This is a genomic window from Nocardia spumae, assembly GCF_020733635.1.
Taxonomy (GTDB): Bacteria; Actinomycetota; Actinomycetes; order Mycobacteriales; family Mycobacteriaceae; genus Nocardia; species Nocardia spumae.
The window spans coordinates 3706409-3733059 of the sequence record NZ_JAJFZL010000001.1; the positions used below are offsets into that span (position 1 = coordinate 3706409).

The following is a 26651-nucleotide window of genomic DNA, read 5'->3' on the forward strand; positions in this document are numbered from 1 at the left end:
CCATGCGCGGCACGCCCAGACTGGTTGTCCCACAGACCCGCCCGCCGAACCCTTGGGGCCGAGATCGCCCGGATCGCCTCCTGGATTCATTGGAGGCACTGCTCGAACTGCGAGTCCGCTGGACAGCGATTACCCACAGCCGCCGCCACCCGACACCTGCGGTCAACAACCGCCTGTTTCCACTGCGGGTCGGCGAGCGGGACGTCGTCGCCGGCGACGACGACGTCGTCGCCCTCACCCTCGGCGGAACTCGCCGTGCACAGCTGCCGGCGTGGTATCCAGGCGCGCATCTGGATATCCAGCTGCCGTCCGGTCGCATCCGCCAGTACTCGTTGTGCGGGGACCCCGCCGACCGTCATCGCTACCGCATCGCCGTCCGTCGAGTACCCGACGGCGGCGGCGGATCCCGTGAGCTACACCGCCTGCCCGTGGGTAGCGTCGTGCATGTTCGGGGTCCTCGAAACGCCTTCGGGTTCATCGAACCCGTACGAGTCGCCGATACCGGACGCGTCCGATTCATCGCCGGCGGTATCGGGATCACGCCGATCCTTCCCATGGTTCGCGAGGCCGAACACATGGGCCTGGACTGGACACTGGTTTACGTGGGCAGGAACCGGGGCGCGTTACCTTTTCTCGACGAGCTGGCGCGCTTGGGCCAGCGAGTTGTCGTACGCACCGACGACGACCACGGACTTCCCACCGCGGATGACCTACTACCGGTCGACCTACACACCGGCGATGTCATCTACTGCTGTGGTCCGATCCCATTGATGGACATGGTCGCCGCGCGCGTTCGCGACGCCCCGGGCGTCGAGCTGCACTCGGAAAGGTTCTCACCGAAACCAGTCGTCGATGGACGCCCTTTCCGCATCCAACTCGCTCGTTCAGGCGAGGTCGTGCACGTCGATGCGCACGAGACCGCGTTGGAAGCCGTGCTCGAGGTCGACTCCCGCACGCCGTACTCGTGCAGACAGGGCTTCTGCGGAGCGTGCCGCGTGCGCGTCGTCGCAGGCACGGTCGATCATCGCGACACCATGCTCAGCACTTCCGACCGCGAAGCGGGAATGATGTTGCTGTGTGTGTCGAGAGCAGAAAGCGGTTCTCTCACTCTGGATCTCTGACAACCCATGCACTCGACCGGACCGTCGGCTCTCCTCGCCGAACTGAGGTACCCGGGTTCGGCATCCAAGCCAAGAGCCGCTATGGAACCGCCGCAGCACCTCCGGGGAACGTACTAATCTGCCGCATGCCACGTGCTCGGCAGCCCCGCCGGAGCGTCGTCGTTGCCCCAGATAATCGAGCCGGCGCGTGGAGAACAGGCAGTCGAGCCGATCCGAGTCTCGTGGCGCGACGCCGAAACCGTGATTCCGGGAAACCGGCGAGCCCGTAATACTCTGTGGTCCAGGCGATCACAGCGTTCGTGACCAGCGCCGGGCACCGCTCCCGCGTGGGCGTAGATGAGGTCACGTATCCGCCGTACCTTGGCCGGCCCCCTTCTCGGGCTGGAAGAATGCGAGCATCTTCCGGGCGGCGTCCGGCGCCATCAGTACTTGCTGGATGTCCGCGGACATCCGGGCGGCCGCGCTGGTGCGTTCGAACATCTCGCGTTCGTATGCCGCGACGGCGGCGCGCCGGTCGTCCGGGTGCGCGGCAAGCGCGAGTCCGAGCAGCGCGCCGTCGAGCAATGCCATGTTGGCGCCCTCACCTACCGGCGGCATCAGATGCGCGGCATCGCCGACCAGCGTGACGCGCGGGTTCGCGGGCCAGGTCAGGCCCGCCGGGAGGGTGGTGATCGATCGCGGGACGACCGTGTCGTCGCAGGCCGCGATCAGCGCGGTGAACCGCGGATCCCAGCCGGGGAGTAGCTCGATCAGCCGCGCGCGGGCGGCGGCCGGGTCCTCGAACGGGATCGCACTGGTAGCGAACCAGTCCTCGGCGGTGTGGTAGAAGCTGAGGCCGATGCGGACGCGACCGTCGCCGTTGCGCTGCGCCGCCAGGGACAGTCCGTTGCCGAGCACCCAGTAGGTGCCCCGCCCGACCATCGCGGCGAGGTCGGGGTGGGTGTGGTCGATGTCGGGAATGCCGACCTCGACGACGTTGACGCCGGTATGCGCCGGGCGGGCGTCGGTGAGCAGTCCGCGGACCCGCGAGTTCGCGCCGTCAGCACCGACCAGCAGGTCGTATGTCGCACTGCCGCCGTCGGTGAAGTGCAGCAGTCCGTTGTCGGCGGATGCGACGGACCGCCCCCAGCGCACCGTTGTGTCGGGCAGGGAATCCAGCAGCAGGTCACGGAGATCGGCGCGGTCGACCTCGGGTCGTGCGAGCGGGGCGTCGTCGGGGGTGTCCTCCTGCAGCAGCAAGGTGCCGTCCGGTTCCAGCAGGCGCATGTCCTGCCCCTCGCCGCGGGCGATCGCGAAGAACCGATCGATCAGCCCGGCCTCGCGCAACGCATGCTGCCCGGAATGGATGTCGAGCATACCGCCCTGGCCGCGGGCCTCGCGCGAGGTTTCACGTTCGTACACGACGGCGTCGATGCCGTGCACGTGCAGCACGCGGGCGAGGGCCAGGCCGCCCAGTCCGGCTCCGACGATGGCGATGGTCATGGTCACCCTTCAATACACCGAATTGATCAATACACTGTATCGCCGGATGCGTTGTATCGTCAGCGCCATGTTGGTGTGGGAGCGGCCGGAGCCGCCGGATCGACCGGCGCCGGCCCCATTGAGCAGGGAGCGGATCGTGCGAGCGGCGATCCGGCTGGCCGACGCCGACGGGCTGGCGGCGGTATCGCTACGAAAGGTCGCCGCGGCGCTGGATGTCGGGCCGATGCGGCTCTACGGCTACATCGCCACCAAGCAGGAGTTGCTCGATCTGATGGTCGATGCGGTCTACGCCGAGATCCGCCCGGCCGGAGACGGCTGGCGCGACGTGCTGCGCTCGCTGGCCGAAACCACCCGGCAGGCCGCTCATCGGCACGAATGGCTGGCCGATCTGATCGGCGGGCGGCCTCAGCTCGGGCCGCATGCGCTGGCCAGGGGCGAGGCGGTGGTGGCCGCGATGGGCGAGGTCGGCGTGGACCTGGTCATGCCGGTGGTCGACGCGGTCAACGCGTATGTGATCGGCGCGGTGCGCCGGGAGATCACCGAGCAGCGTGCCGAGCGCGCGACCGGAATGGACCAGCGGCAATGGCAGTCCGCATTCGGGCCCTATCTGGAACGGACCTTCGCCACCGGCCGATTTCCCGCACTGGCCACGGTCGTTCGCGACGGCGCTCACCTGGACGCCGACGAAACCTTCCGTACGGGTCTCGAGTTCCTCCTCGACGGCATCCGAGCCCGCATCGCGAACTGACGGCTCTCATCGAAGCCGCGGCGCCCTGGCCGGTTCCGGGGCGGGTGCCGAGGCTCTCACATGCGCAGGGGCAGGCCCGCGCGAATGCGCGCCATCCGGTCCTCGTGCACGGCATGCGCGCGCTGGAGTTGCGTTGTCAGGTCGTCGGCGCGGAATCGGCGCACATATTTGTCCGGCAGTTCGGCCATCGCCCGCTCGTCGGCCAGCATCCGAGCGTAGGTCTGCTCGCGCAGCGTCTGATCGGCCTCGTAGCCCAGATCCAGGTATCGCATCGCGTATCGGTGCGCGCCGGCGACCGCGGTCTGCGCCCGCCCGGCGGGGCTCCACAGTGACACCACCACCGTCACCACGAGCACGGCCACGATCACCACCAGCGACCACACCGTGGAGATCTCGGCCACCGGCACCGGGTCGCCGTCGTTGACGAAGGGGAGGCTGTTGTGGTGCAACGCGTGCAGGATCAGCTTCACGCCGATGAATCCGAGCACCACGGCCAATCCGAAACCGAGATAGATCAGCCGGTCGAGCAATCCTTCCAGCAGGAAGAACAGCTGCCGCAACCCGAGCAGGGAGAACGCGGTGGCGGTGAATACGAGGAATACGTTCTGGGTCAGCCCGAAGATGGCCGGAATCGAATCCAGGGCGAACAGCACGTCGGTGCCGCCGATCACGATCATCGCCGAGACCATGGGGGTCAGGCGGCGACGGCCGCCCACTACGGTGGTGATCGCGTCGCCGTCGTAGAAATCTGTGGTGCGCAACAGTTTTCGCGTGATCCGGGCAATCACGCCGTCACCGGCGCGGGGGTCCTCACCTTCGGGCCGCAGCATGTTGCCCGCGGTCACCAGCAGCACCGCGCCGAAGACGTAGAACACCCACGCGAACCGGTTGATCAGCGTCGCTCCCAGGAAGATGAATCCCGTCCGGACCGCCAGCGAGATCGTGATCCCCACCAGCAGTACCTTCTGCCGGGCGGCGGCGGGGACGCGGAAGGCGGAGAAGATCACCAGGAAGACGAACAGGTTGTCCACCGACAACGCCTTCTCGGTGATGTAGCCGGCGAAGTACTCCACGGCCATCTCCGAACCGCCGAACCCCCACACCACGAACCCGAACGCCACCGCCACCCCGACGTAGGCCGCCGACCACACCGCCGACTCCGACAGCGTCGGCGAATGCGGGCCGCGCACATGGAAGACGAAGTCGACTGCCAGCAACGCCACGATCAACGCCAGCGCGCCCAGCCAAGCCAGCAGCGGAACGGTCACGTCGCCTCCTGCACCCGTGGGGTCTCGCGGTGACTGTATCCGTCGCCTGCCGCGCTCGGCCGCCATCGACAGGCACACATCCCGCGACACGAGAATGCCCCGTGGACCCGATCCGGTCCACGGGGCATCCGGTCCCGGTGATCAGCCGAGATCGAATCGATCCGCGTTCATCACCTTCGTCCAGGCGGCGACGAAATCGTCGACGAACTTACGCTTCGCGTCGTCGGTGCCGTAGACCTCCGATATCGCGCGCAACTGCGAATTGGATCCGAACACCAGATCGACCCGGCTGGCGGTCCACCGCTGTGCGCCGGTCGCCCGGTCCGAGCCGACGTAGGTGCCGTCGTCGGCGGGGGAGGGCTTCCACTCGGTGTTCATATCGAGCAGATTGACGAAGAAGTCGTTGCTCAGTACACCGGGGTTGGCGGTGAACACACCCAGCGACGCCTGCTTGTGGTTCGCGCCCAGCACGCGCAGGCCACCGACCAGGACCGCCATCTCCGGCGCGGTCAGGGTCAGCAGATTCGCCTTGTCGACGAGCAGATACTCCGCCGGCAACCGGGTGCCCTTGCCCAGGTAGTTGCGGAAGCCGTCGGCCTTGGGCTCGAGGTGGGAGAACGACTCCACATCGGTGAGTTCCTGGGTGGCATCGGCGCGACCCGGCGCGAACGGCACCGAGACCTCGAACCCGCCGTCCGCGGCGGCCTTCTCGATCGCGGCGACACCGCCGAGGACCACCACATCGGCGAACGACACCCGCACAGCGCCGCTCTGCTCGGCGTTGAACGCCTCCTGCACACCTTCGAGAGTGCGGATCACCCGCGCGAGCTCATCGGGATCGTTGGCCTCCCAACCGCTCTGCGGCTGCAGGCGCAGGCGGCCACCGTTGGCGCCACCGCGCTTGTCGCTACCGCGGAACGAGGACGCCGCGGCCCACGCGGTGGCGACCAGTTGCGGCACGCTCAGGCCCGAGGCCAGGATCTTGGCCTTGAGCGCCGCGATGTCGGCGGCGCCGATCAGCTCGTGGTCGACGGCCGGAACCGGGTCCTGCCACAGCAGCGTCTGCTCGGGAACCTGCGAACCCAGGTACCGGGCCTTGGGTCCCATATCGCGGTGGATCAGCTTGTACCAGGCCTTGGCGAATTCCTCGGCCAGTTCCTCGGGGTGGTCGAGCCAGCGCCGGGTGATCGGGCCGTAGACGGGGTCTTCGCGCATCGACAGGTCGGTCGTCAGCATCGCCGGTGCGCGTGTGGTCGCCGGATCGAAGGCATCGGGCACGGTACCGGCACCGGCGCCGTCCTTCGGAGTCCACTGCCAGGCGCCGGCGGGGCTCTTGGTCTTCTCCCACTCGTAGCCGTAGAGGGTTTCGAGGAAGCTGTTGTCCCATGTGGTGGGGGTGGGCGTCCACGTCACCTCGATACCGCTGGTGATCGCGTCCTTACCGACACCGGTGTTGAACGCGCTCTTCCAGCCCAGTCCCATCTGTTCGAGCGGGGCGGCCTCGGGCTCGGGTCCCACCAGATCGGCCGGACCGGCACCGTGGGTCTTGCCGAAGGTGTGCCCGCCCACGATCAACGCCGCGGTTTCCACGTCGTTCATCGCCATCCGGCGAAAGGTCTCACGGATGTCGATGGCTGCCGCCAGCGGGTCCGGATTGCCGTTGGGCCCTTCGGGATTGACGTAGATCAGACCCATCTGCACCGCTGCGAGCGGGTTCTCGAGGTCACGCCGGCCGGAGTAGCGTTCGTCGCCGAGCCACTCCAGCTCCGGGCCCCAGTAGACCTCTTCGGGTTCCCATTCGTCGACCCGGCCACCGCCGAAACCGAACGTCTCGAACCCCATGGACTCCAGCGCCACATTGCCGGCGTAGACGATCAGATCCGCCCACGACAGCTTGCGGCCGTACTTCTGTTTCACCGGCCACAGCAGCCGGCGCGCCTTGTCCAGGCTGGCGTTGTCGGGCCAGCTGTTGAGCGGGGCGAACCGCTGCATGCCCGCGCCGGCGCCGCCGCGCCCGTCCTCGATGCGGTAGGTGCCCGCGGCGTGCCAGGCCATGCGAATGAACAGCGGACCGTAGTGACCGAAATCGGCGGGCCACCAGTCCTGCGAAGTGGTCATGACCGAGACGATGTCGGCCTTGACCGCGGCCAGATCCAGCGTCGAGAATTCCGCGGCGTAGTCGAAATCCGCGCCGAGCGGATTGATCTCGGCCGGATTGTGCTGCAGGATCCTCAAATTCAGTTGTTCCGGCCACCAGTCCCGGTTACCGCCGCCCTCGACCGGGGGCTTCATGCGACCCACGACGGGGCAACCGCTCTCCGGGGGTTCGGTATTGGCCTCGGCGATGGGCGGATGTTCCTCAGGCACGGTATTTCCTTTCCGAGTGAGTGAATCGGGCTGTGATCACGGCTGTGATCGAGACGTGGACGACGGGGAGCAAGCAGGGCACAGACCCCAGTAGATGACTTCGGCCTCGTCGAGCAGGAAGCCGTTGTCGTCGGCCGCGGTCAGACACGGCGCGGTGCCGACGGCGCAGTCGACATCGGCGATGACACCGCACGAGCGGCACACGAGGTGATGATGGTTGTCGCCGACGCGCGTCTCGTAGCGGGCCACCGAACCCATCGGCTGGATCCGGCGGAGCAGGCCCGCCTCGGTCAACGCGCGCAGGACGTCGTATACCGCCTGGTGAGACACCGTGCCCAGGGTGACTCGGACCAGACCGAGGATGGTGTCGGTATCGGAATGCGGATGCTCGTGCACAGCGGTCATCACCGCGATCCGCGGGGCGGTGACCCGCAGCGCGGCCCGGCGCAGCATGCGCTCGAAATCCGCCGTGGTGGACACAGTCCGAAGTATGACTCATTCAAGTAACCGGTAGGTGCGGAATTGAGAACCGAATTTCCGCCGGGGCCGGGTCGCCGCGGCGCACCCGCCCGCGCCGCCGGACGCGGCCGGCCGCCGGCCCCGGTCATGTGTGATTCCTGTGACTCCTGATGTCGGTGACCGATTCGATATCCGATTCCCTCCGGCGCCTCGTTTTCGTAACGGCTTTTCGATATCCCCACGTCACCACCATGGGGGCGGCAGTGACATTCCGAATATTCGGCGGCGCGACCGCGCAACGGCCACGAAACGGCCTGGTGGCGCGAAATTTCTTTTATCCACGACGAGTTGGTCACCGAATCAAGTACTACACACAGAGGTGAGGTACGTCTTGTACCGGAAGGTTGATCGGTGACTCCGATGAATGTCAACGATGTCGGTAATCGACTCGCCGAGCCGGACCCGCCCGGGGGGTCTGTCACTGCACCGGGCGCATTGAACAGCGGCCGCGGCAGTGGTGTAGGCGATACCTTCGGAAACCGGCGCGGCGGAGAGTTCGCCGTGCAGCGGCTGCGAGCCCTTCGGCTCAGGCGCAAACGCGCGGGCTGAAGCTTTCCGCTTCAACCCGCATATTTCGTTACCAATGCAAATCTCCTATAGCGCGACGACTGTCCAGCCGCGTCGACAACGCGCGCCCTCCGAACGGACAGCACGGCAATTTCTACCGCAGAAACCGGATTCCGGAAATATTCGGCGACTGCCCTGAGGTAACAAAATCGATGGAGGTCCGGTGACCCAATTCAAGAGCAACTTCGACGGCGCTGGGCGCGAGTCGGAGTCACCGCGGATCGGTTCTTCCACCTCGGATGCGAACGGCCACCAGGTAGCGGACCAGGGATTTCGCGCGATTTCCCTGGAGGGGGGCTTCGTGGAGTCGCGACCGGGCGACATCTTCAAGCTGACGGCGGCGCAGCGCGGAATTTGGTTCGCCCAGCATCTCGCGGGATCGTCACCGATTTCGGTCGCGCAATACGTCGAGATCGTCGGCGAATTGCATACGGAATTGCTCCTCGAGGCCTGCCGGATCGCCAGCGTCGAATTCGGCTCCGGACATCTGCACATGATCGAGGTCGACGGCGAGCCGTGCCAATTCGTCGATTCCTTGCGCGGCGCACCGGTTTCGGTCATGGACCTGCGCCGCCATACCGACCCCGTGGCGACCGCGCACCGGCTGATGACCGAGGATTATTCCGCGCCATTGGATCTGCTGCACGACCCGCTCATGAAATGCGTCGTCTTCCATGTCGGCACGGACCACTACCTGTGGTATCAGCGCGCTCACCATATCGCGCTCGACGGATTCGCCGCGGTCACGATGCTGCAACGAATTATCGAGCTGTACAACGCGGCGATCCGAGGCGAAGAGGCGACGCCGACCGGGGCGAAAGACCTATCCGAAATCACCGAACAGGACCTCGCATATCGGGGTTCGACACGTTTCGACAACGATCGCACCTACTGGACCGAACATTTGGCCGGGGCGCCACCGGTGGTCAGCCTGGCCGGACGCATCAGCAAACCCACCATTCATCCGGCAGTGGTCGGCACTCCGATGTCCGAGGCCACCGCCACACTGCTCGACGCCGTCGTCGCCGAACGCGCCACCAGCGTCACCCCGATCATCGTCGCCGCCTTCGCCGCCTACCTGGCCCGCATGACCGGCAGTGAGGAAGTACTGCTGAGCCTGCCGGTGTCTGGCCGGCATTCGGCCGTGCTGCGCCGCTCCGGCGGCATGGTCGCCAACGTGGTCCCGCTGCGGGTGCGCGTCGGCAGCCGCGACGCGGGCGAACTGATCGACGCCGTGCAGAGCGAACTCACCAGCGCCCTGCGCCGCCAGCGCTATCGGCAGGAGGACATCTTCCACGACATGGGCATCGCCCGCGACGAAGCGGCATCGTTCGGGCCCGCGGTCAACCTGATGATGGTCGACAACGACGTGATACTGGGCGACACCGTGGGACGGCTGAACGTGCTCACCTCCGGCCCCACCGCCGACCTGTTCGTCAACATCTACCCGAGCGCCGGAAAAGAGAGCACCCACATCGACTTCCAGGGCAACCCGAACATCTACACCCACGACGAACTCGCCGACCACCACCGGCGCTTCCTGATGTTCCTGCACGAATTCCTCGCCCGCGGAACCCGCCACCGGATCAGCGGACTACCGCTGCTGGACGCACGAGAACAAGCCGCGCTGCTGCCCGTGCGCGGACCCCGCGGCGTCGAAACCCGGATGCTGCCCGACATCCTGGCCGACAGCGCCCGCCGCCACCCCGACGCCGAAGCGATCGCCGCACCCGGAACCAGCCTCACCTACGCCGAACTCGATGCCCGCTCCTCGCGGCTGGCCCGCCACCTGATCGAGCTGGGATGCGGCCCCGACACCGCCGTCGCGATCATGCTGCGCCGCTCGGTGGAATCGGTCACCGCCGCGTGGGCGGTCGCCAAGACCGGCGCCGCGATCGTGCAGGTGGATCCGGAGTATCCGGCCAAACGCATCGAGCACATCATCGCCGACAGCGGCGCACAGGCCGGCATCACCGTCGACGCCCACCGCGGCCGGCTCCCGCAGACGGTGCGCGCCGTAGTCGTCGACGATCCGGACACCGTCACCGCATGCCACGAGCTCGCCGACCATCCGATCGCCGACGCCGAACGGACCCGGCCGCTGCGGCCGTCGAACCTGGCCTACATCACCTACACCTCCGGATCGACCGGCACCCCGAAAGGCGTGCAGGTCAGCCACACCGGCCTGGCCAACCTCATCGCCGACCGCACCGAAACCTGCGAGGTGGACTCCGGCGCGCGGATCTCCTACGCCCTGTCACCGAGTTTCGACGCCTCCCTGGAACAATTCCTGATCTGCTTCGCGAACGGATCGACCCTGCTGATCGTGCCGCCGGAGATGATCGGCGGCGAACCGCTGACCCGGCTGCTGGCCGACCAGCACGTCACCCACCTGACGCTGACCCCGGCGATGCTGGCCACCGTCGACCCACGCCCGCTCGAGGACCTGCGAGTGGTCGTGGTCGGGGGAGACGTGTGCCCGCCACACGTCATCGAGCGGTGGACCCCGACCGTGACCATGTTCAACGAATACGGGCCCACCGAAACCACCGTCACCGCCGCCAGCGCGACCATCACCGCACACCGTGACCTCACCGTCGGCGGCCCGCTGCGCGGCGTCTCGGCCATGGTGCTCGACCGCACGCTGCAAGCTGTGCCCAAAGGCACCGCGGGTGAGCTGTATCTGGCCGGACCCGGGGTGGCGCGCGGCTACAACCACCGCTTCGGTGAAACCGCGGCCCGCTTCGTCGCCGACCCCCACGGCGCCTCCGGCGAACGGATGTATCGCACCGGCGATATGGCGCGCTGGGTGGGCGAGGACTCGGCGATGACACTGGAACTGCTGGGGCGCAGCGACTTCCAGGTCAAGATCCGCGGATACCGGATCGAACCCGGCGAGATCGACGCGGCACTGACCGCCCACCCCGATGTCGACATCTCCGTCACCGTGCCGGTCCGCAACACCGCCGGCGCCACCGTGCTCGCCTCCTACGTCGTGGCATTGCACGGCCACCGCCTCGACCCGCTCGAACTGCAGCAGTTCGCCCGCGAAACACTGCCGCCGCACATGGTGCCGGCGGTGATCATGCCGCTGGACGCCCTGCCGGTGAACGCCTTCGGCAAACTCGACCGCGACGCCCTGCCCGCCCCCGCCTTCGGCGCCGCCCCCGCCGGACGCCCGCCCTCCACACCGCGCGAACGCCAGATCGCGCACCTGTTCACCGAGGTGCTCGACATCGACGAGGTCGGCGCAGACGACAGCTTCTTCGCCCTCGGCGGCGACAGCATCCTGTCGATCCAGCTGGTGGCGCGCGCCAAAGCCCTCGGCGTGAGCTTCTCCACCCAGGACGTATTCGAATACAAGACCGTCGCCGGCCTGGCCGGTGCCGCGACCGAGGCCGGCGCCGCCGCGCAACTCCCCGAACTACCCGGCGGGGGAGCCGGGCCCATGCCGCTGTCGCCGATCATGAACGCGATGATCGGCCGCGGCCACTTCGATCGCTTCGCCCAGGCCACCCTCGTGCAACTTCCCGAAAACCTCGAACGCGACCATCTCGTGCGGGCGCTGCAGGCCGTGATCGACCGCCACGACATGCTGCGCGCGGTGCTGCGTGGAGCGCAGTCGCTCGACCCCTACGTCGACGTGCTGCCCGCGCACACCGTCGACGCCGAGGCAGCGCTGCGACAGGTGCGGCTGCAACGACGCGACGACGCCGAAATCGACGCCGTCCTGCAGGACGCGGCCGACCGGCTCGACCCCACCGACGGTGTCCTCGTCCGAGCGGTCTGGATGAGCGACCCCGCCCACCGCGGCCCCGACCTGCTGTGGCTGGTGATCCACCACCTGGCCGTCGACGCCGTGTCGTGGCGGATCCTGCTCGCCGATCTGGCCCAGGCCTGGCAGCAGATCGCCGACGGCGCCGCCGTGCAGTTCGCCCCGGCCACCACCTCGGTACGCCGCTGGCACCACGGGCTGGTCGACCAGGCGCCCCACCGGCGCGCCAGCGAACTCGACCGGTGGGCCGAAGTACTCGCACCGGGACAACAACTGCTCGGTACCCGGCCGCTGGACCCCCGCCGCGATACCGCCGCCACCGCCGGCCGCATCCAGGTCCGGGTGCCCGCCGACGTCGCCGACGCCGTACTGACCACCGTCCCGGCACGCTTCCACGGCACCGCCAACGATCCGCTGCTGGCTGCCCTGGCCCTGGCGCTGGGACAGTGGCGCCACCACCACGGCAGCGCCGCGGACTCCGAACTGATCTCCCTCGAGGGCCACGGGCGCGAAGAACACGCCGTTCCCGGCGCCGACCTCAGCGCCACCGTCGGCTGGTTCACCACCCGTTTCCCGGTGCGGCTCGATCTGCGCGGCATCGACGCCGACGACGCCTTCGCCGGCGGCCCCGCCGCCGGGCGCGCGATCGAACGCGTCAAGGAACAGGTGCGCGCGGTGCCCGACAACGGCATCGGCTACGGCATGCTGCGCTGCCTGGACCCGCATGGCGGCGACGAGCTCGGCGACACTCCCGAACCGCAGATCGCGTTCAACTACCTCGGCCGCGTCGGCGTCCACGAACACTCCGGCCCGTGGACCCCCACGACCGAATTCACATCCCTGACCGCGACCGGCGACGCGCGCATGGCCTTGCCCGCCGTGCTCGATGTCAACGCCATCGCCGAACCCGGACCCGACGGACTCGAACTCGACGCGACCTGGGAATTCGCCACCGAGGTCCTGACCGTCGACGAGGTGGAGGAACTTGCCGCGCTGTGGGTGCGGGCACTGCGCGGGCTGGCCACCCACATCGAATCCGACACCGCCGGCGGCTTCACCCCCTCCGACTTCCCGCTGGTCACCGTCACCCAGGACGATATCGACCGGTGGCTACTGGAATACCCCACCACCACCGACGTGTGGCCGCTGACCGCGCTGCAATCCGGACTGCTGTTCCACGCCGTCTACGACACCGCCGGCGAGGACGGCTACACCGTGCAGGCCACCCTGACCCTGTCCGGTGAGCTCGACGCCGACCGGATGCAACGCGCCGCGCAGGCCCTCGTCGATCGCCACGACAGCCTGCGCACCGCCTTCGTCGAGAGCGCCGCCGGACCCCGCCAGCTCGTCGTCGGCGGTGTCCGCGCCGACTGGCAGCACAGCGACCTCACCGAAATCGGCGACCCCGGTGAACGCGCCCGCGAACGCGCACGGCTGTCCGCCGCCGCCTCCCGCCCCTTCGACCCGGCCCGCCCGCCGCTGCTGCGGTTGCACCTCATCCGCACCGGCACAACGGAATTCGAGCTCCTGCTCACCAACCATCACATCGTGCTCGACGGCTGGTCGATGCCGCTGCTGATCCACGAACTGCTCACCCTCTACATCGGCGACGGCGACACCTCCGACCTCCCGCCCGCCGGCACCTACCGCGACTACCTCAACTGGCTGCGCGCACAAGACCACGACGCCGCCGTCGCCGCATGGCAGCACATGCTCGCCGGCATGGAAACCCCCACCCTGGTCACAGGCCGTCCCGACCGGACCGCACCCGCGGCCGGCGGTGAGATCACCCGCAACCTCGCCCCCGAAACCACCGCCGCGATCCTCGACCTGTCCCGCTCCCACGGCGTCACCGCCAACACCACCGTGCAGGTCGCGTGGGCAGTCCTGCTCAGCGTCGTCACCGGACGATCCGACGTCGTCTTCGGCAACACCGTCACCGACCGGCCGCCGCAGCTGCCCGGCGTGGAACGCATGATCGGACTGTTCATCAACACGCTGCCCGTGCGCGTGCGCATCGACCCCGGCGAAGGTATCGCCGAACTGCTGGCCCGGGTGCAGTCCGAACAGGCCACCACCCTCGACCACCGCCACCTCGGCCTCGCCGAACTGCAGCGCGCCACCGGCTTCACCGACATGTTCGACACCGTCACCGTGCTCGAGTCCTACCCCCTCGACCGTGATCGGCTGGCAGGCACCCTCGACACGGCCGGCCTGCGACTGGTCGACATCGACGCCCAGGACGCCACCCCGTATCCGCTGAGCCTGCAGGTCACCCCGCCCCGGCCCGGCCTCGACGGCGACACCGGAACCCACACCGTCACACTGCGATTCGCCGCCGACCGCTTCGACAACGCCGCCGCGGCCACCCTGCTCGACCGATTCGACCTGATCCTCACCCAGATCGCCACCCGCCCCGACCGCACCGTCGCCGCCATCACCCCCACCCGCGGCCCCGAACGCGCCGAACTGCTGCGGGCCCAATGCGGAAGCGCCCCGACCCCCGAACGCACCCTGCGCGACATCCTGTCCGACACCGCCCGCAAATACCCGGACGCGACAGCGCTGCGCTCAGGCACCTCGACACTGACCTACCGTGAACTCGCCGACCGCGCCGAAACACTCGCCCGCCGGCTCACCGCCCACGGCGCCCGGCCCGAAACGCTCGTCGCCGTCGTCGTGCCCCGCTCCATCGAACTCGCCGTCGCGATCTGGGCGGTCGCACGCACCGGCGCCGCATTCGTCCCACTCGACCCCGCCAACCCGGCCACCCGCCTGGCCGATCTGCTGGCCGACGCCCACACCACCCTCGGCGTCACCGTCGACACAGTCGCACAACACCTTCCACACGACATCGACTGGCTCATCGCCGACACCACCGACACACCGCCCGAACCCGACGACACCCCGGAGGTCACGGTACGGCTCGACCACGCCGCCTACCTCATCTACACCTCCGGATCGACCGGCACCCCCAAAGCCGTCCACCTCACCCACCGCGGCCTCGCCGACCTCGTCGCCGAGCAGACCGAAGCATTCGACGTCGACACCACCTCGGCGGTCCTCCAGGTCGCCTCACCCGGCTTCGACGCCTGCCTGTCGGAAATACTGCTCGCACACGGCAACGGCGGCTGCCTGGTCATCGCACCACCCGAGGTCTACGCCGGCACCCCGCTCGAAGACCTCGTGACCGCCCACACGGTCACCCACGCCGTCATCACCCCCTCGGCACTCAACACCATGGACCCCGCCCACGTGCCCACCCTGCACACGATCGCGGTCGTCGGCGAAGCCACCGGCTCCGACCTGGTCACCCGCTGGGCACCCGGCCGCCGGCTGATGAACCACTACGGACCCACCGAGGCCACCATCTGGGCCACCGGCTCCGACGCCCTCACCCCGGGCGAACCGGTCACCATCGGCAGCCCGATCCGCGGACTCGCCGTCTCGGTCCTGGACATGTGGCTACGACCGGTCCCGGTCGGTGTCACCGGCGAGCTCTACCTCGGCGGCCCCGCCGTCGCCCGCGGCTACTACGGCCGGCCCGGCACCACCGCCGCCCGCTTCGTCGCCGACCCGGAATCCCCACGCGGCGAACGCCTCTACCGCACCGGCGACAGCGTGCGCTGGATCCGCACCCGCGCCGGCCTCGAACTCGAATACCTCGGCCGCAGCGATCAGCAGGTCAAAATCCACGGCCTGCGCATCGAACCGGGGGAGATCGACGCCCACCTCGCCCGCCACGACTCGGTCGCCGGTGTCGCCACCGTCGCCCAGCGCGGCCCCGCCGGCGAACCGGTCCTGGTGTCCTATGTCGTCGCCGCCCCCGGCACAACCCTCGACCCGCAGGCCCTGCACGCCGAGCTCGAGACCTCACTCGCGCACTACATGAACCCCACCGCGATCGTGGAACTCGACGAGATGCCACGCACCCCGGTCGGCAAGATCGACCGGAAAGCACTGCGGGAGATAGCCTTCCGATCCGAACAGGTCGCGGGCCGGCCACCGGCCACCCTCGACGAACAGATCATCGCCAAACTCTTCGCCGAGGTCCTGCACCTGGACACCGTCTGGGCCGACAGCAACTTCTTCACCCTCGGCGGCGACAGCATCGTCTCCATGCGCCTGGTAGCCCTCGCCCGCGAAGCAGGGCTCACCCTCACCCCACGCGACGTCTTCGAACGCAAAACCGTCGCCGCACTGGCCGACATCGTCCACGACGCCGTCGCCGCCGGAATCGACCCCACCCCCCGGCAACCCGCCCCGCACCGCGCCGAAGGCCGCCCCGCCCGTCCCTCGGACTTCCCACTGGTCACCCTCACCCAAGCCGACGTCGAACGACTCGAACATCGCTACCACAGCCTGGCCGACGTCTGGCCGCTGTCACCGATGCAAGCCGGAATCCACTTCCACTCCACCTACAACCCCGACGCCGGCGACAACTACGCCGTCCAGACCGCCATCGACTTCACCGGCACCCTCGACGGCGCCCGCCTGCGCCACGCCGCCCAAACCCTCGTCGACCGCCACGACATCCTGCGCGTCGCCTTCGCCGACACCAGCGCCGGACCGTGCCAGATCGTCGTCGACCACGCCGACGTCCGATTCCGCGAAATCGACCTCGGCGCCTCCGCGGCAGCAGCCACCGAAGCCGACCGGCTCGCCGCCGCCGACGCCGCCGACGGATTCGATCTCACCGCCCCACCACTGATCCGATTCACCCTGATCCGGCTGCGCCCCAACACCTTCCGCCTGCTGATCACGAACCACCACGTGATCCTCGACGGCTGGTCGATGCCACTGCTCATGCGCGAACTACTCGACAACTACGCCACACCGGCACACGCCGACACCGCCGGACCCGCCCCCACCTACCGCGACTACCTCGCATGGCTCACCCGCCAGGACCTCGAAGCCTCCAAAGCCGCATGGGCACAGGAATACTCCGACGTCGACGAACCCACCCGCGTCACCCGCGCCGACGCCGCCACCAAAGACGTCTCCGCGGCAGAAGTGCGCACCCACCTCACCGCCACACACGTCGCACAACTGCGCCGAGTCGCCGCCGACGACGCCGTCACCCTCAACACCGCCATCGCCGCCGCCTGGGCGCTGAACCTGCGCACCCTCACCGGCGACACCGACGTGATCTTCGGAACCGCCGTGTCCGGACGCCCACCGGAACTGGCACTGGTCGACCAAACCCTCGGCATGTTCCTCAACACCATCCCCGTCCGCGTCCAACTCGACCCCACCCTCACCCTCCGGCAACTACTGACCCGCATCCAGCAACAACACGCCCGCATGCTCGACCACCACTACATCGGCCTGCCCGACATCCACCGCAGCGCCGGAATCAACGCACTGTTCGACACCGCCATCGCCTTCCAATCGTTCCCCGTCGACCGCACCGCACTCCAACAACTCGTCGACGACGCCGGACTGCGCGTCGACGACATCACCGGCGTCGACGCCACCCCCTACCCACTGAGCCTGGTCATCGCACCCGAACACACCGAACCACCCGAACCGTCCACCCCCACGAACCCGCAGGGACTCGCCATCACCCTGCGCTACCTCGACCACGAATTCGACACCCACCGCGCCCGCACCATCCTCGACGGCTTCGTCGACCTGCTGCGCCGCATAGCCACCGAACCCACCGCCCGCCTGAGCCGCATCACACCGTCCGACGAACCCGAACCCGCCCGGCCCACCACCGGCCGCCACCACATCCCCGACACCCTCGCCGCCATCCTCACCACCTCGGCCACCGCCGCACCCGACGCCCCCGCCCTCACCTGCGGCCCCGACACCCTCACCTACCGGCAACTCGACGAACGATCCAACCGCCTCGCCCGCCTGCTGCTCGGCCGCTCCATCACCCCCGGCACCGTCATAGCCTGCGCACTCCCGCGCTCCCTCGACGCGATCATCGCCGTCTGGGCCGCCGCCAAAGCCGGCGCCACCTTCGTCCCCATCGACCCCAACCTGCCACCGGAACGAATCACCTTCCTGCTCTCCGACTCCGGCGCCGCACTCGGCCTGACCAGCACCGCCGCCGCCAACCGGCTCCCAAACCACATCCCATGGCTGCCCCTCGACGACACCGACACCCAGCGCGCCCTCGACACCATCCCCGCCACCGCGATCACCGACCACGAACGCGGCGCCACGATCACCGCCGACCACACCGCCTACCTCATCTACACCTCCGGATCCACCGGAACCCCCAAGGGCGTCCTGGTCACCCACCGCGGCCTGGCCGACCTCGTCGCCGCACAACGACGCCTGCTCGGCGTCGACCACACCTCCACCGTGCTGCAAGTCGCCTCACCCAGCTTCGACGCCTCCCTCTTCGAAATCCTCATGGCCCACGGCTCCCACGGGCGCCTGGTCGTCTCCCCACCCGACATCTACGGCGGCCCCGAACTCGCCGACCTCATCCAGCGCGAACAGATCTCCCACGCCGTACTCACCCCCTCGGCACTATCCACCCTGCCCGCCGACGACCTCACCACCCTGCGCGTACTCGCCACCGCGGGCGAACCCGTCGGCCGAGAACTGGTCGACCGCTGGGCCCGCGAACGCGCCATGGTCAACCTGTACGGACCCACCGAAACCACCATCTGGGCCACCGCCAGCGACCCGCTCACCCCCCACGCGCCCATCACCATCGGCACCCCCGCCGGACCCGTCGCCGGCACCGTCCTCGACACCTGGCTACGCCCCGCCCCACACGGCGTCGCGGGCGAGCTCTACCTGTTCGGCCCCGGACTCGCCGAAGGCTACCTCGGCCGCACCGCACTCACCGCCGCCCGCTTCCTCGCCTGCCCCTTCGGCACCCCCGGACAACGCATGTACCGCACCGGCGACATCGTGCGCCGCGACACCGACGGCAACCTCGAATTCGTGGGCCGCAACGACTTCCAGATCAAAATCCGCGGCAACCGCGTCGAACTCAGCGAAATCGACGCCGTTCTCGGCGCCCGCGACGACATCACCTTCGCCGTCACCGTGCCCCGCACCGACGCAGACCGCCCCGCCTTCCTCGTCTCCTACATCGTGCCCGCACCCGGCGCCGAACTCACCGGCACCGACCTGAAAACAGCACTCGCCGACGCACTTCCGTCCTACATGGTGCCCGCCGCGGTCATCCTCCTCGACCGCGTACCGCTCACTCCGACCGGAAAACTCGACCGCGACCGGCTACCACAGCCCGACCTGCCCACCCGGCGCTTCCGCGCACCCTCCACCTGGCTCGAAGGCGTCGTCGCACGCGCCTACGAACAAGTCCTCGACCTCGACCGCGTCGGCGCCGACGACGACTTCTTCGACCTCGGCGGCGACTCCCTGAGCGCCTCACTGGTCGTCGCCCGCATCGGCGCCGCCCTCGACATCCGCATGCCGGTACGCACCGTCTTCGAAGAACCCACCGTCGCCGGCCTCGCCCAACGCGCCGGCACCCTCGGCGCCGGCACCCGCGTAGCACTCACCCCCGCCGCGCGCCCCGACCCCATCCCACTGTCGCTGGCCCAACAGCGCATGTGGTTCCTCAACCGATTCGAACCCGAATCCGCCGCCTACAACATCCCCGTGATGCTGCAACTGTCCGGACAACTCGACACCGCGGCCCTCACCGCCGCACTCGACGACGTCGTCGCCCGCCACGAAGTCCTGCGCACCATCTACCCCGAAACCGCCGGAGAACCACGGCAACTCGTCCTCCACCACACCCGGATACCCGTCGAAACCGCCCACCTGGCCACCGACGCCATCGCACCCACACTCGGCGAATTCATCCGCCGCGGATTCGACGTCTCCACCCAGGTACCCATCCGCGTCGGACTGTTCGGCCTCGGTGCCGACAACGGCGAGGACAAAGGGCAATACATGCTCGTCCTCGTTGTCCACCACATCGCCGGCGACGGCCAATCCATGGGCCCCCTGGCCCGCGACGTCATGAGCGCCTACACCGCCCGCCTCACCGGACAAGCCCCACAATGGCAACCCCTGCCCGTCCAGTACGCCGACTTCGCACTCTGGCAACGCCAAGTCCTCGGCGCCGCCGACGACCCCACCTCACTGATGTCGGCCCAACTGCGCTACTGGCGCACCACCCTGGACCACTGCCCGGACCACCTCGACCTGCCCGCCGACCGTCCCCGCCCCGCCGTCGCCACACTCACCGGCGACCGCATCCCACTCGACATCGACGCACCCCTGCACGCCCGCCTGCTGGAACTGGCACGCGCCCACAACACCACCCTGTTCATGGTCGTCCACGCCGCCCTCGCAGTCCTGCTCGCACGACTCGGCGACACCGACGACATCGTCATCGGCACCCCCGTCGCCGGACGCGGCGAACCCGGACTCGACGACCTCGTCGGCATGTTCGTCAACACCCTCGCCCTACGCACCCCCATCGACACCGGCGAACCCTTCACCGACCTGCTCGCCCGCACCCGCGAAACCGACCTGGCCGCCCTCGAACACGCCGACGTCCCCTTCGAACGCATCGTGGAAGAACTCAACCCGCAACGATCCACCGCACAACACCCCCTCTTCCAAGTCGCACTGGCCTTCCAGAACATGGCAGACGTCGACGTCGCACTACCCGACGTCTGCGTCACCCGCTCCGACGTCAACACCGGCATGTGCCAATTCGACCTGCAACTGATCCTCGCCGACTCCTACACCGAAACAGGCGCCGCACAAGGCATCACGGGAACGATGACCTACGCGCTGGATCTCTTCGACGAACCCACCGTCACCCGATTCCGCCAACGCCTGCTCCGCATACTCCACGCCATCACCACCCGGCCCACCACCGCGATCGGCGACCTCGACTGGCTCGACCCCACCGAACACGACACCCTCGTCTCCACCATCGGCCGCCACGCCGCACACCCCACCGAACCACCACTGCTACCGGAAATCTTCGCCGACGCCGTCCACCGCAACCCCGACGGTATCGCCGTCCTCACCACCGACACCCACCTCACCTACACCGAACTCGACGAACAATCCAACCAGCTGGCCCGACTGCTGATCGAACACGGCGCCGGCCCCGAAACCCCCGTACTCGTCGCCGCACCACGCTCCCACCGATCCGTCCTCGCCTGGTGGGCCGTCGTCAAAACCGGCGCCACCTACGTCCCCATCGACCCCGCCTACCCCGCGGGCCGCATCGCGCAAATCGTCGCCGACTCCGAAGCCGCACTCGGCGTCACCGTCACCACCGCCCGCGACGTCCTGCCCGCCACCACCAACTGGATCGTGCTCGACGACCCCGACACCACCACCCGCCTCACCGACCACCCCGCCGGCCCCATCGACAACACCCACCGGCTACGCCCACTACACCCCACCAACCTGGCCTACGTGGTCTTCACCTCCGGATCCACCGGAACCCCCAAGGGCGTCGCCGTCACCCACACCGGCCTCGCCGACCTCGCCGCCACCCAGCGCACCGACTACGGCCTCGAACCCGACTCCCGCGTCCTGCATTTCGCGTCACCGTCGTTCGACGCCTCACTGCTGGAAATCCTCTACGCGATCGCCGAGGCCTCCACCCTCGTCGTAGCACCCACCGGCACCTACGGAGGAGAAGAACTCGCCGACCTGCTCCGCACCCAGCGCGTCACCCACGCCTTCGTCACCCCCGCGGCCCTCGCCTCGGTAGACCCCACCGGCCTCGACGACCTACGCGTCGTACTGTCCGGCGGCGAAGAAGTACCCACCGAACTCATCAACCGCTGGGCCGGCACCGACAGCAACGGCACCCGCGAATTCCGAGTACTGTACGGACCCACCGAAACCACCGTCCTCGCCACCGCCACCACCCCCATCCGGCCCGGACAACGCCCCAGCATCGGCACCCCACTACCCGACATGCGAGCCCTGATCCTCGACAGCCGGCTCCACCCCGTACCCACCGGCGTCGTCGGCGAGCTCTACCTGGCCGGACCCGGCCTGGCCCGCGGCTACCTCCACCGCACCGCCACCAACGCCACCCGCTTCATCGCCTGCCCCTTCGCCGGACCCGGACACCGCATGTACCGCACCGGCGACCTCGTACGCTGGAACAACGACGGCAACATAGAGTTCGTGGGCCGCAACGACTTCCAGGTCAAGATCCGCGGCTTCCGCATCGAACTCGGCGAAATCGACGCCGTTCTCGGCGCACGCCCCGACATCGCCTTCGCCACCACCCTCCCGCACCGCGACGGCACCGGCCCCACGATGCTCGTCTCCTACGTCGTCCCCGCACCCGGCACCACCGTCACCAGCACCGACCTCACCAGCGCACTCACCGACGCACTACCGGCCTACATGGTCCCCGCCGCCATCATGCTGCTCGACGACATCCCCCTGTCACCGAACGGAAAACTCGACCGCAAAGCACTACCCGCACCCGTCCTGCAAACCAGGCACTTCCGCGCCCCGGCCTCACCGGTCGAAGAAATCGTGGCCGGCGTCTTCGCCGAAGTACTCGGCCTCACCGGCACCGTCGGCGCCGACGACAACTTCTTCGAACTGGGCGGCAACAGCCTCGTCGCCACCCGCGTCGCCGCCCGCATCGGCGCCGCACTCGACACCCGCGTACCCGTCTCGATGATCTTCGAGGCACCCACCGTCGCCAAACTCGCCGCCCGCGCCGAATCACACACCGACACCCAGCGCATCGCGCTCACCGAACAGCCCCGCCCACCACACATCCCACTGTCCTACGCCCAGCAGCGCATGTGGTTCCTCAACCGATTCGAACCCGACACCGCCGCCTACAGCATCCCCATCGTCATCCGGCTGTCCGGACGCCTCGACATCGACGCACTCCGCGCCGCGATCGGCGACGTCATCGAACGCCACGAAGTACTGCGCACCGTCTACCCGGCCATCGCGGGGGAGCCCACCCAGCACGTCCTCACACCCCCCGAGGCCACCCTGCCCATCGCCGTGACCCGCCTCCCGGAAACCGAACTCGCCGACACCATCACCGCACTCGTCACCACCCCGTTCGACGTCACCGACACCATGCCCATCCGGGTACGGCTGTTCGACCTCGGCGACAACCACTGGGTCCTGGCCCTCGTCGTCCACCACATCGCCGGCGACGGCTCCTCTCTCGGCCCACTGGCCCAGGACATGACCGCCGCCTACTCCGCACGCCTGGCCGGCGACGCGCCCACCTGGCAGCCACTACCGGTCCAATACGCCGACTACGCCATCTGGCAACGGACCGTCCTCGGCGAAGAACACGACCCGCAATCGCTGCTGCGCTCACAAATCGACTACTGGACAACACAACTGGCCGACCTACCGGCCCTGCTCAACCTGCCCACCGACCGGCCCCGCCCACCCGTGCAGAGCTACGCCGGCGCCACCGTCCCGATCACCGTCGACGCGGACCTGCACGCGACCCTGCAACACATCGCCCGCGCCCACAACACCACCCTGTTCATGGTCTTCCACGCCGCACTGGCCGCCGTCCTCGCCCGCCTCGCCGGCACCGACGACGTCACCATCGGCACCCCGTACGCCGGACGCGGCGAACCCGAACTCGACGACCTCGTCGGCATGTTCGTCAACACCCTCGTCCTGCGCACCCGCCTCACCCCGGACATGTCGTTCACCAACCTGCTCGACCAGGTCCGCGACACCGACCTGGCCGCCTTCGGACACGCCGACGTCCCGTTCGAACGACTCGTCCAGGAACTCAACCCCGCCCGCTCCCACGCTCACCACCCGCTGTTCCAGGTATTGCTGGCCTTCCAGAACCTCACCGCCACCGAGTTCGACCTGCCCGAGCTGACCCTGTCGGCCGTCGAAGCCGACATCGGCACCTCCCTGTTCGACCTGCAGGTCACCGTGTCCGACTCCTACGACCACACCGGCGACCCGACCGGCATCACCGGCACCCTGACCTACGCCCGCGATCTGTTCGACCCCGCCACCGCCACCACCATCGTCGAGCGCCTGCTGCGCCTCCTGAACGCACTGGCCACCGACCCCTCCCAACCGGTCCTCGACGTCGATCTGCTCGACGACACCGAACGCGACAACGTGATGGTCCGATGGAATTCGACCGCACACCCCCTCGACCCGCACGACACCCTCACCGCCCTGTTCGCCGACGCGGTACCGGCATACCGCGACCGCATCGCGATCACATACGGCGATCTGTCGCTGACCTATGCCCAGTTCGCCGCCCGCGTCAACCAGCTCGCTCGCTGGCTCATCTCCCGCGGCGTCGGCCCGGAATCACTGGTCGCCGTGCGGATGCGACGCTCACTCGACCAGGTCACGACCCTGTACGCGGTCCACGCCGCCGGCGGGGGATACATCCCCATCGACCCCGACCTGCCCGCCGATCGTATCGACTACATGCGCGCCATCGCGGCCCCCGTCGTCGAGCTGACGACACTCGACGGACTCGAACTGTCGGACTTCGACGACAGCCCCGTCACCGACCGCGACCGCCTCACCCCACTGCGATCCCACAACGTCGCCTACGTCCTGTTCACCTCGGGCTCCACCGGCCGCCCCAAGGGCGTCGCCGTCCCGCACGACGCCGCGGTCAACCAGATACGCTGGCTCAGCGACGAATACGCACTCGGCTCCGCCGATGTGGTATTGCAGAAGACTCCGGCGACCTTCGATGTGTCGGTATGGGAACTGTTCGCGACACTGTCGGTCGGCGCCCGGATGGTCATCGCTCGCGCCGACGGCCACACCGATCCCGCTTACCTCGCCGAAACCATTGCGGCGGAACAGGTTACGATCACATCCTTCGTACCGTCGATGCTCGCGGTCTTCGCCGAGACCGAACCCGTCCACGCCATGACCTCACTGCGGGCGCTGCTGATCGGTGGCGAAGCCTTCGGCGCCGACACCGTGTCCGCCGTCCGCCGGGTACTGCCCTCCACCCAGCTGCACAACCTGTACGGGCCGACCGAATTCACGGTCCACGTGACCTCGCACCACGTCAGCGACGCCGACACGGGCAGCGTGCCCATGGGAATGCCGGTGTGGAACGCCCGAGCGCACGTCCTCGATGCCCGGCTGAACCCCGTGCCACCCGGGGTGGCGGGGGAGCTGTATCTGGCAGGCTTCCAGATCGCGCGTGGCTACCAGGCCCGCCCCGGTCTGACCGCCGAGCGCTTCGTACCCGACCCGCACCGCCCCGGTGGGCGCATGTACCGAACCGGAGACCTGGTGCGACGGCGACGGCACGACGGCGAACTGGAATACCTGGGCCGCACCGATTTCCAGGTCAAACTACGCGGCCTGCGCATCGAACTCGGCGAGATCGAAACCGTACTCGCCGAATGCGCCGATGTCGCCCGAGCGGTCGCCGTGGTCCATTCCACCGACGCCGCGGCACAACTCGTCGGATACCTGGTGCCCGCCGCCGGAGCCACCATCGACACCGCCGCGGTTCTCGCGCACGCCGCCGCCGAACTGCCCAACTACATGGTGCCCAGCACGATCATGGTTCTCGACACGGCACCGCTGACCGCCTCCGGCAAACTGGATCGAAAGCGGCTGCCCGAGCCGGTGGCCGAGGTAGGGGAGTTCCGGGCACCGGAGTCGTGGGTCGAGCAGGAGATCACTCGCGCCTTCGAACACGTCCTGGGTGTCGCCCGGGTCGGAGTCGACGACGACTTCTACGCGCTCGGCGGCAACTCGCTGCGGTCGGTGCAGGTGGTGAGCGAACTGAAGCGGGAGCTGCACTTCGACGTCCCGGTCAATTGGATGCTGTCCGATCCCTGCCCGGCCGATCTCGCCAAGCGCATCGAATCGGGAATGCGTTCGGGGGAGCGGCCGACCGGAGCGCCGGCGCTCGGATTCGAGGTGCTGCTACCGATCCGGACCACCGGTGACAAACCGCCGCTGTTCTGCATCCATCCGGCCTCCGGATTGTCGTGGTGCTACCGGCCGTTCGACGAGTACCTGGCCGAGGGGCGGCCGATCTACGGCCTGCAGGCGCCGCAGATCGGTGGGGAAGTGCCGGGACCGAGGTCGTTCGAGGACATCGCCCGCCGTTATGTCGAGGCCATCCGTTCGGTCCAGCCGCACGGCCCGTATCACCTGCTCGGGTGGTCGCTGGGCGGTCAGCTCGCCCACGCCGTGGCCGCCGAAATCCGCGCCGCCGGCGAGGAGGTGGCGCTGCTGGCGCTGCTGGACGCCGAGGCTCACGGCATCGCCCCGTCGGAGGTGCTCACGGTCACGGCCGGTGAACTGATCAGCAACCTCGGTCCGGTGATGGGTATCGACTTCGTGGATGCCGGCGCCACCGCCGAGGAGGCCGCCGAGTTGATCTCGCAGCACCTGGGCGACGGTTTCCACATCGACGGCGCCACGATCGAACGCATGACCGACGCCTACAACCTGTCGATCAGCGCCGCCAGTGTCTGGCAGCCGCCGGTGGTCGATGCCGACATGCTGTATTTCACCGCGGCCAAGGACCGGAGAGAGGATGCGGCGGGCCACCGTGGCTGGGCCGACGTGGTGCGCGGGCAGATCGTCAACGTCGATATCGACGCGGAGCATCTGGCCATGACCGAACCGGCGGCGGTCGCGGAGATCGCCCGGATCCTCGATGACCGGCTGGACGGATGAGACCACACCGGGTGAGGAGCCCATCGGAGATTACTTGACATAATGTAGATTATCGGCGCAGTGGAACAGCTGCCGAAGGCGCTCGTTGACGTTGCGCTACAGCGCGATCGGCCACCCGGGCGTGCCGGGCATTGCTCGCCGGGCCATGAGGCCCGACATCGCGAGCCCCATCATCCCGC

Annotated in this window: 7 protein-coding genes; 3 read left to right on the top strand and 4 right to left on the bottom strand. The window is 68.5% G+C overall.

The features are described 5' to 3' along the window. The first annotated feature begins 2 nt into the window (after positions 1–2). Entirely contained in the window at positions 3–1121 is a 1119-nt protein-coding gene (locus LKD76_RS16640) for a PDR/VanB family oxidoreductase (RefSeq protein ID WP_227985269.1), read from the top strand. A gap of 342 nt (positions 1122–1463) precedes the next feature. Here LKD76_RS16640 and LKD76_RS16645 read toward each other — a convergent pair whose 3' ends face one another. Further along, positions 1464–2603 (bottom strand): FAD-dependent oxidoreductase, encoded by a 1140-nt coding sequence (locus tag LKD76_RS16645; protein WP_227982243.1) that lies wholly within the window; start codon positions 2601–2603, stop codon positions 1464–1466. Positions 2604–2739: 136 nt separating this feature from the next. Here LKD76_RS16645 and LKD76_RS16650 point away from each other — a divergent pair, with 136 nt between their 5' ends. After that, positions 2740–3351 (top strand): TetR/AcrR family transcriptional regulator C-terminal domain-containing protein, encoded by a 612-nt coding sequence (locus LKD76_RS16650; RefSeq protein WP_308188534.1) that lies wholly within the window; start codon positions 2740–2742, stop codon positions 3349–3351. A gap of 56 nt (positions 3352–3407) precedes the next feature. On the opposite strand, the gene LKD76_RS16655 is transcribed toward LKD76_RS16650, so the two are convergent. From LKD76_RS16655 to LKD76_RS16665, 3 genes are all read right to left on the bottom strand, one after another. Next, the gene (locus tag LKD76_RS16655) at positions 3408–4619 is read right to left on the bottom strand and encodes a TerC/Alx family metal homeostasis membrane protein (protein ID WP_227982245.1); all 1212 of its coding nucleotides are present in this window, start codon (positions 4617–4619) and stop codon (positions 3408–3410) included. A gap of 141 nt (positions 4620–4760) precedes the next feature. After that, the gene (gene katG / locus LKD76_RS16660) at positions 4761–6986 is read right to left on the bottom strand and encodes a catalase/peroxidase HPI (protein ID WP_227982246.1); all 2226 of its coding nucleotides are present in this window, start codon (positions 6984–6986) and stop codon (positions 4761–4763) included. A 36-nt stretch (positions 6987–7022) separates the two neighbouring features. Then, positions 7023–7439: a Fur family transcriptional regulator gene (locus LKD76_RS16665; RefSeq protein WP_255661625.1), complete on the bottom strand. Its 417-nt coding sequence runs from the start codon at positions 7437–7439 to the stop codon at positions 7023–7025. A gap of 796 nt (positions 7440–8235) precedes the next feature. On the opposite strand from LKD76_RS16665, the gene LKD76_RS16670 reads away from it, so the two are divergent. Continuing rightward, positions 8236–26472 carry a non-ribosomal peptide synthetase gene (locus tag LKD76_RS16670; RefSeq protein WP_372465827.1) on the top strand — a complete coding sequence of 6079 codons (18237 nt, stop codon included), beginning with the start codon at positions 8236–8238 and terminating at the stop codon, positions 26470–26472. Positions 26473–26651 lie beyond the last annotated feature (179 nt).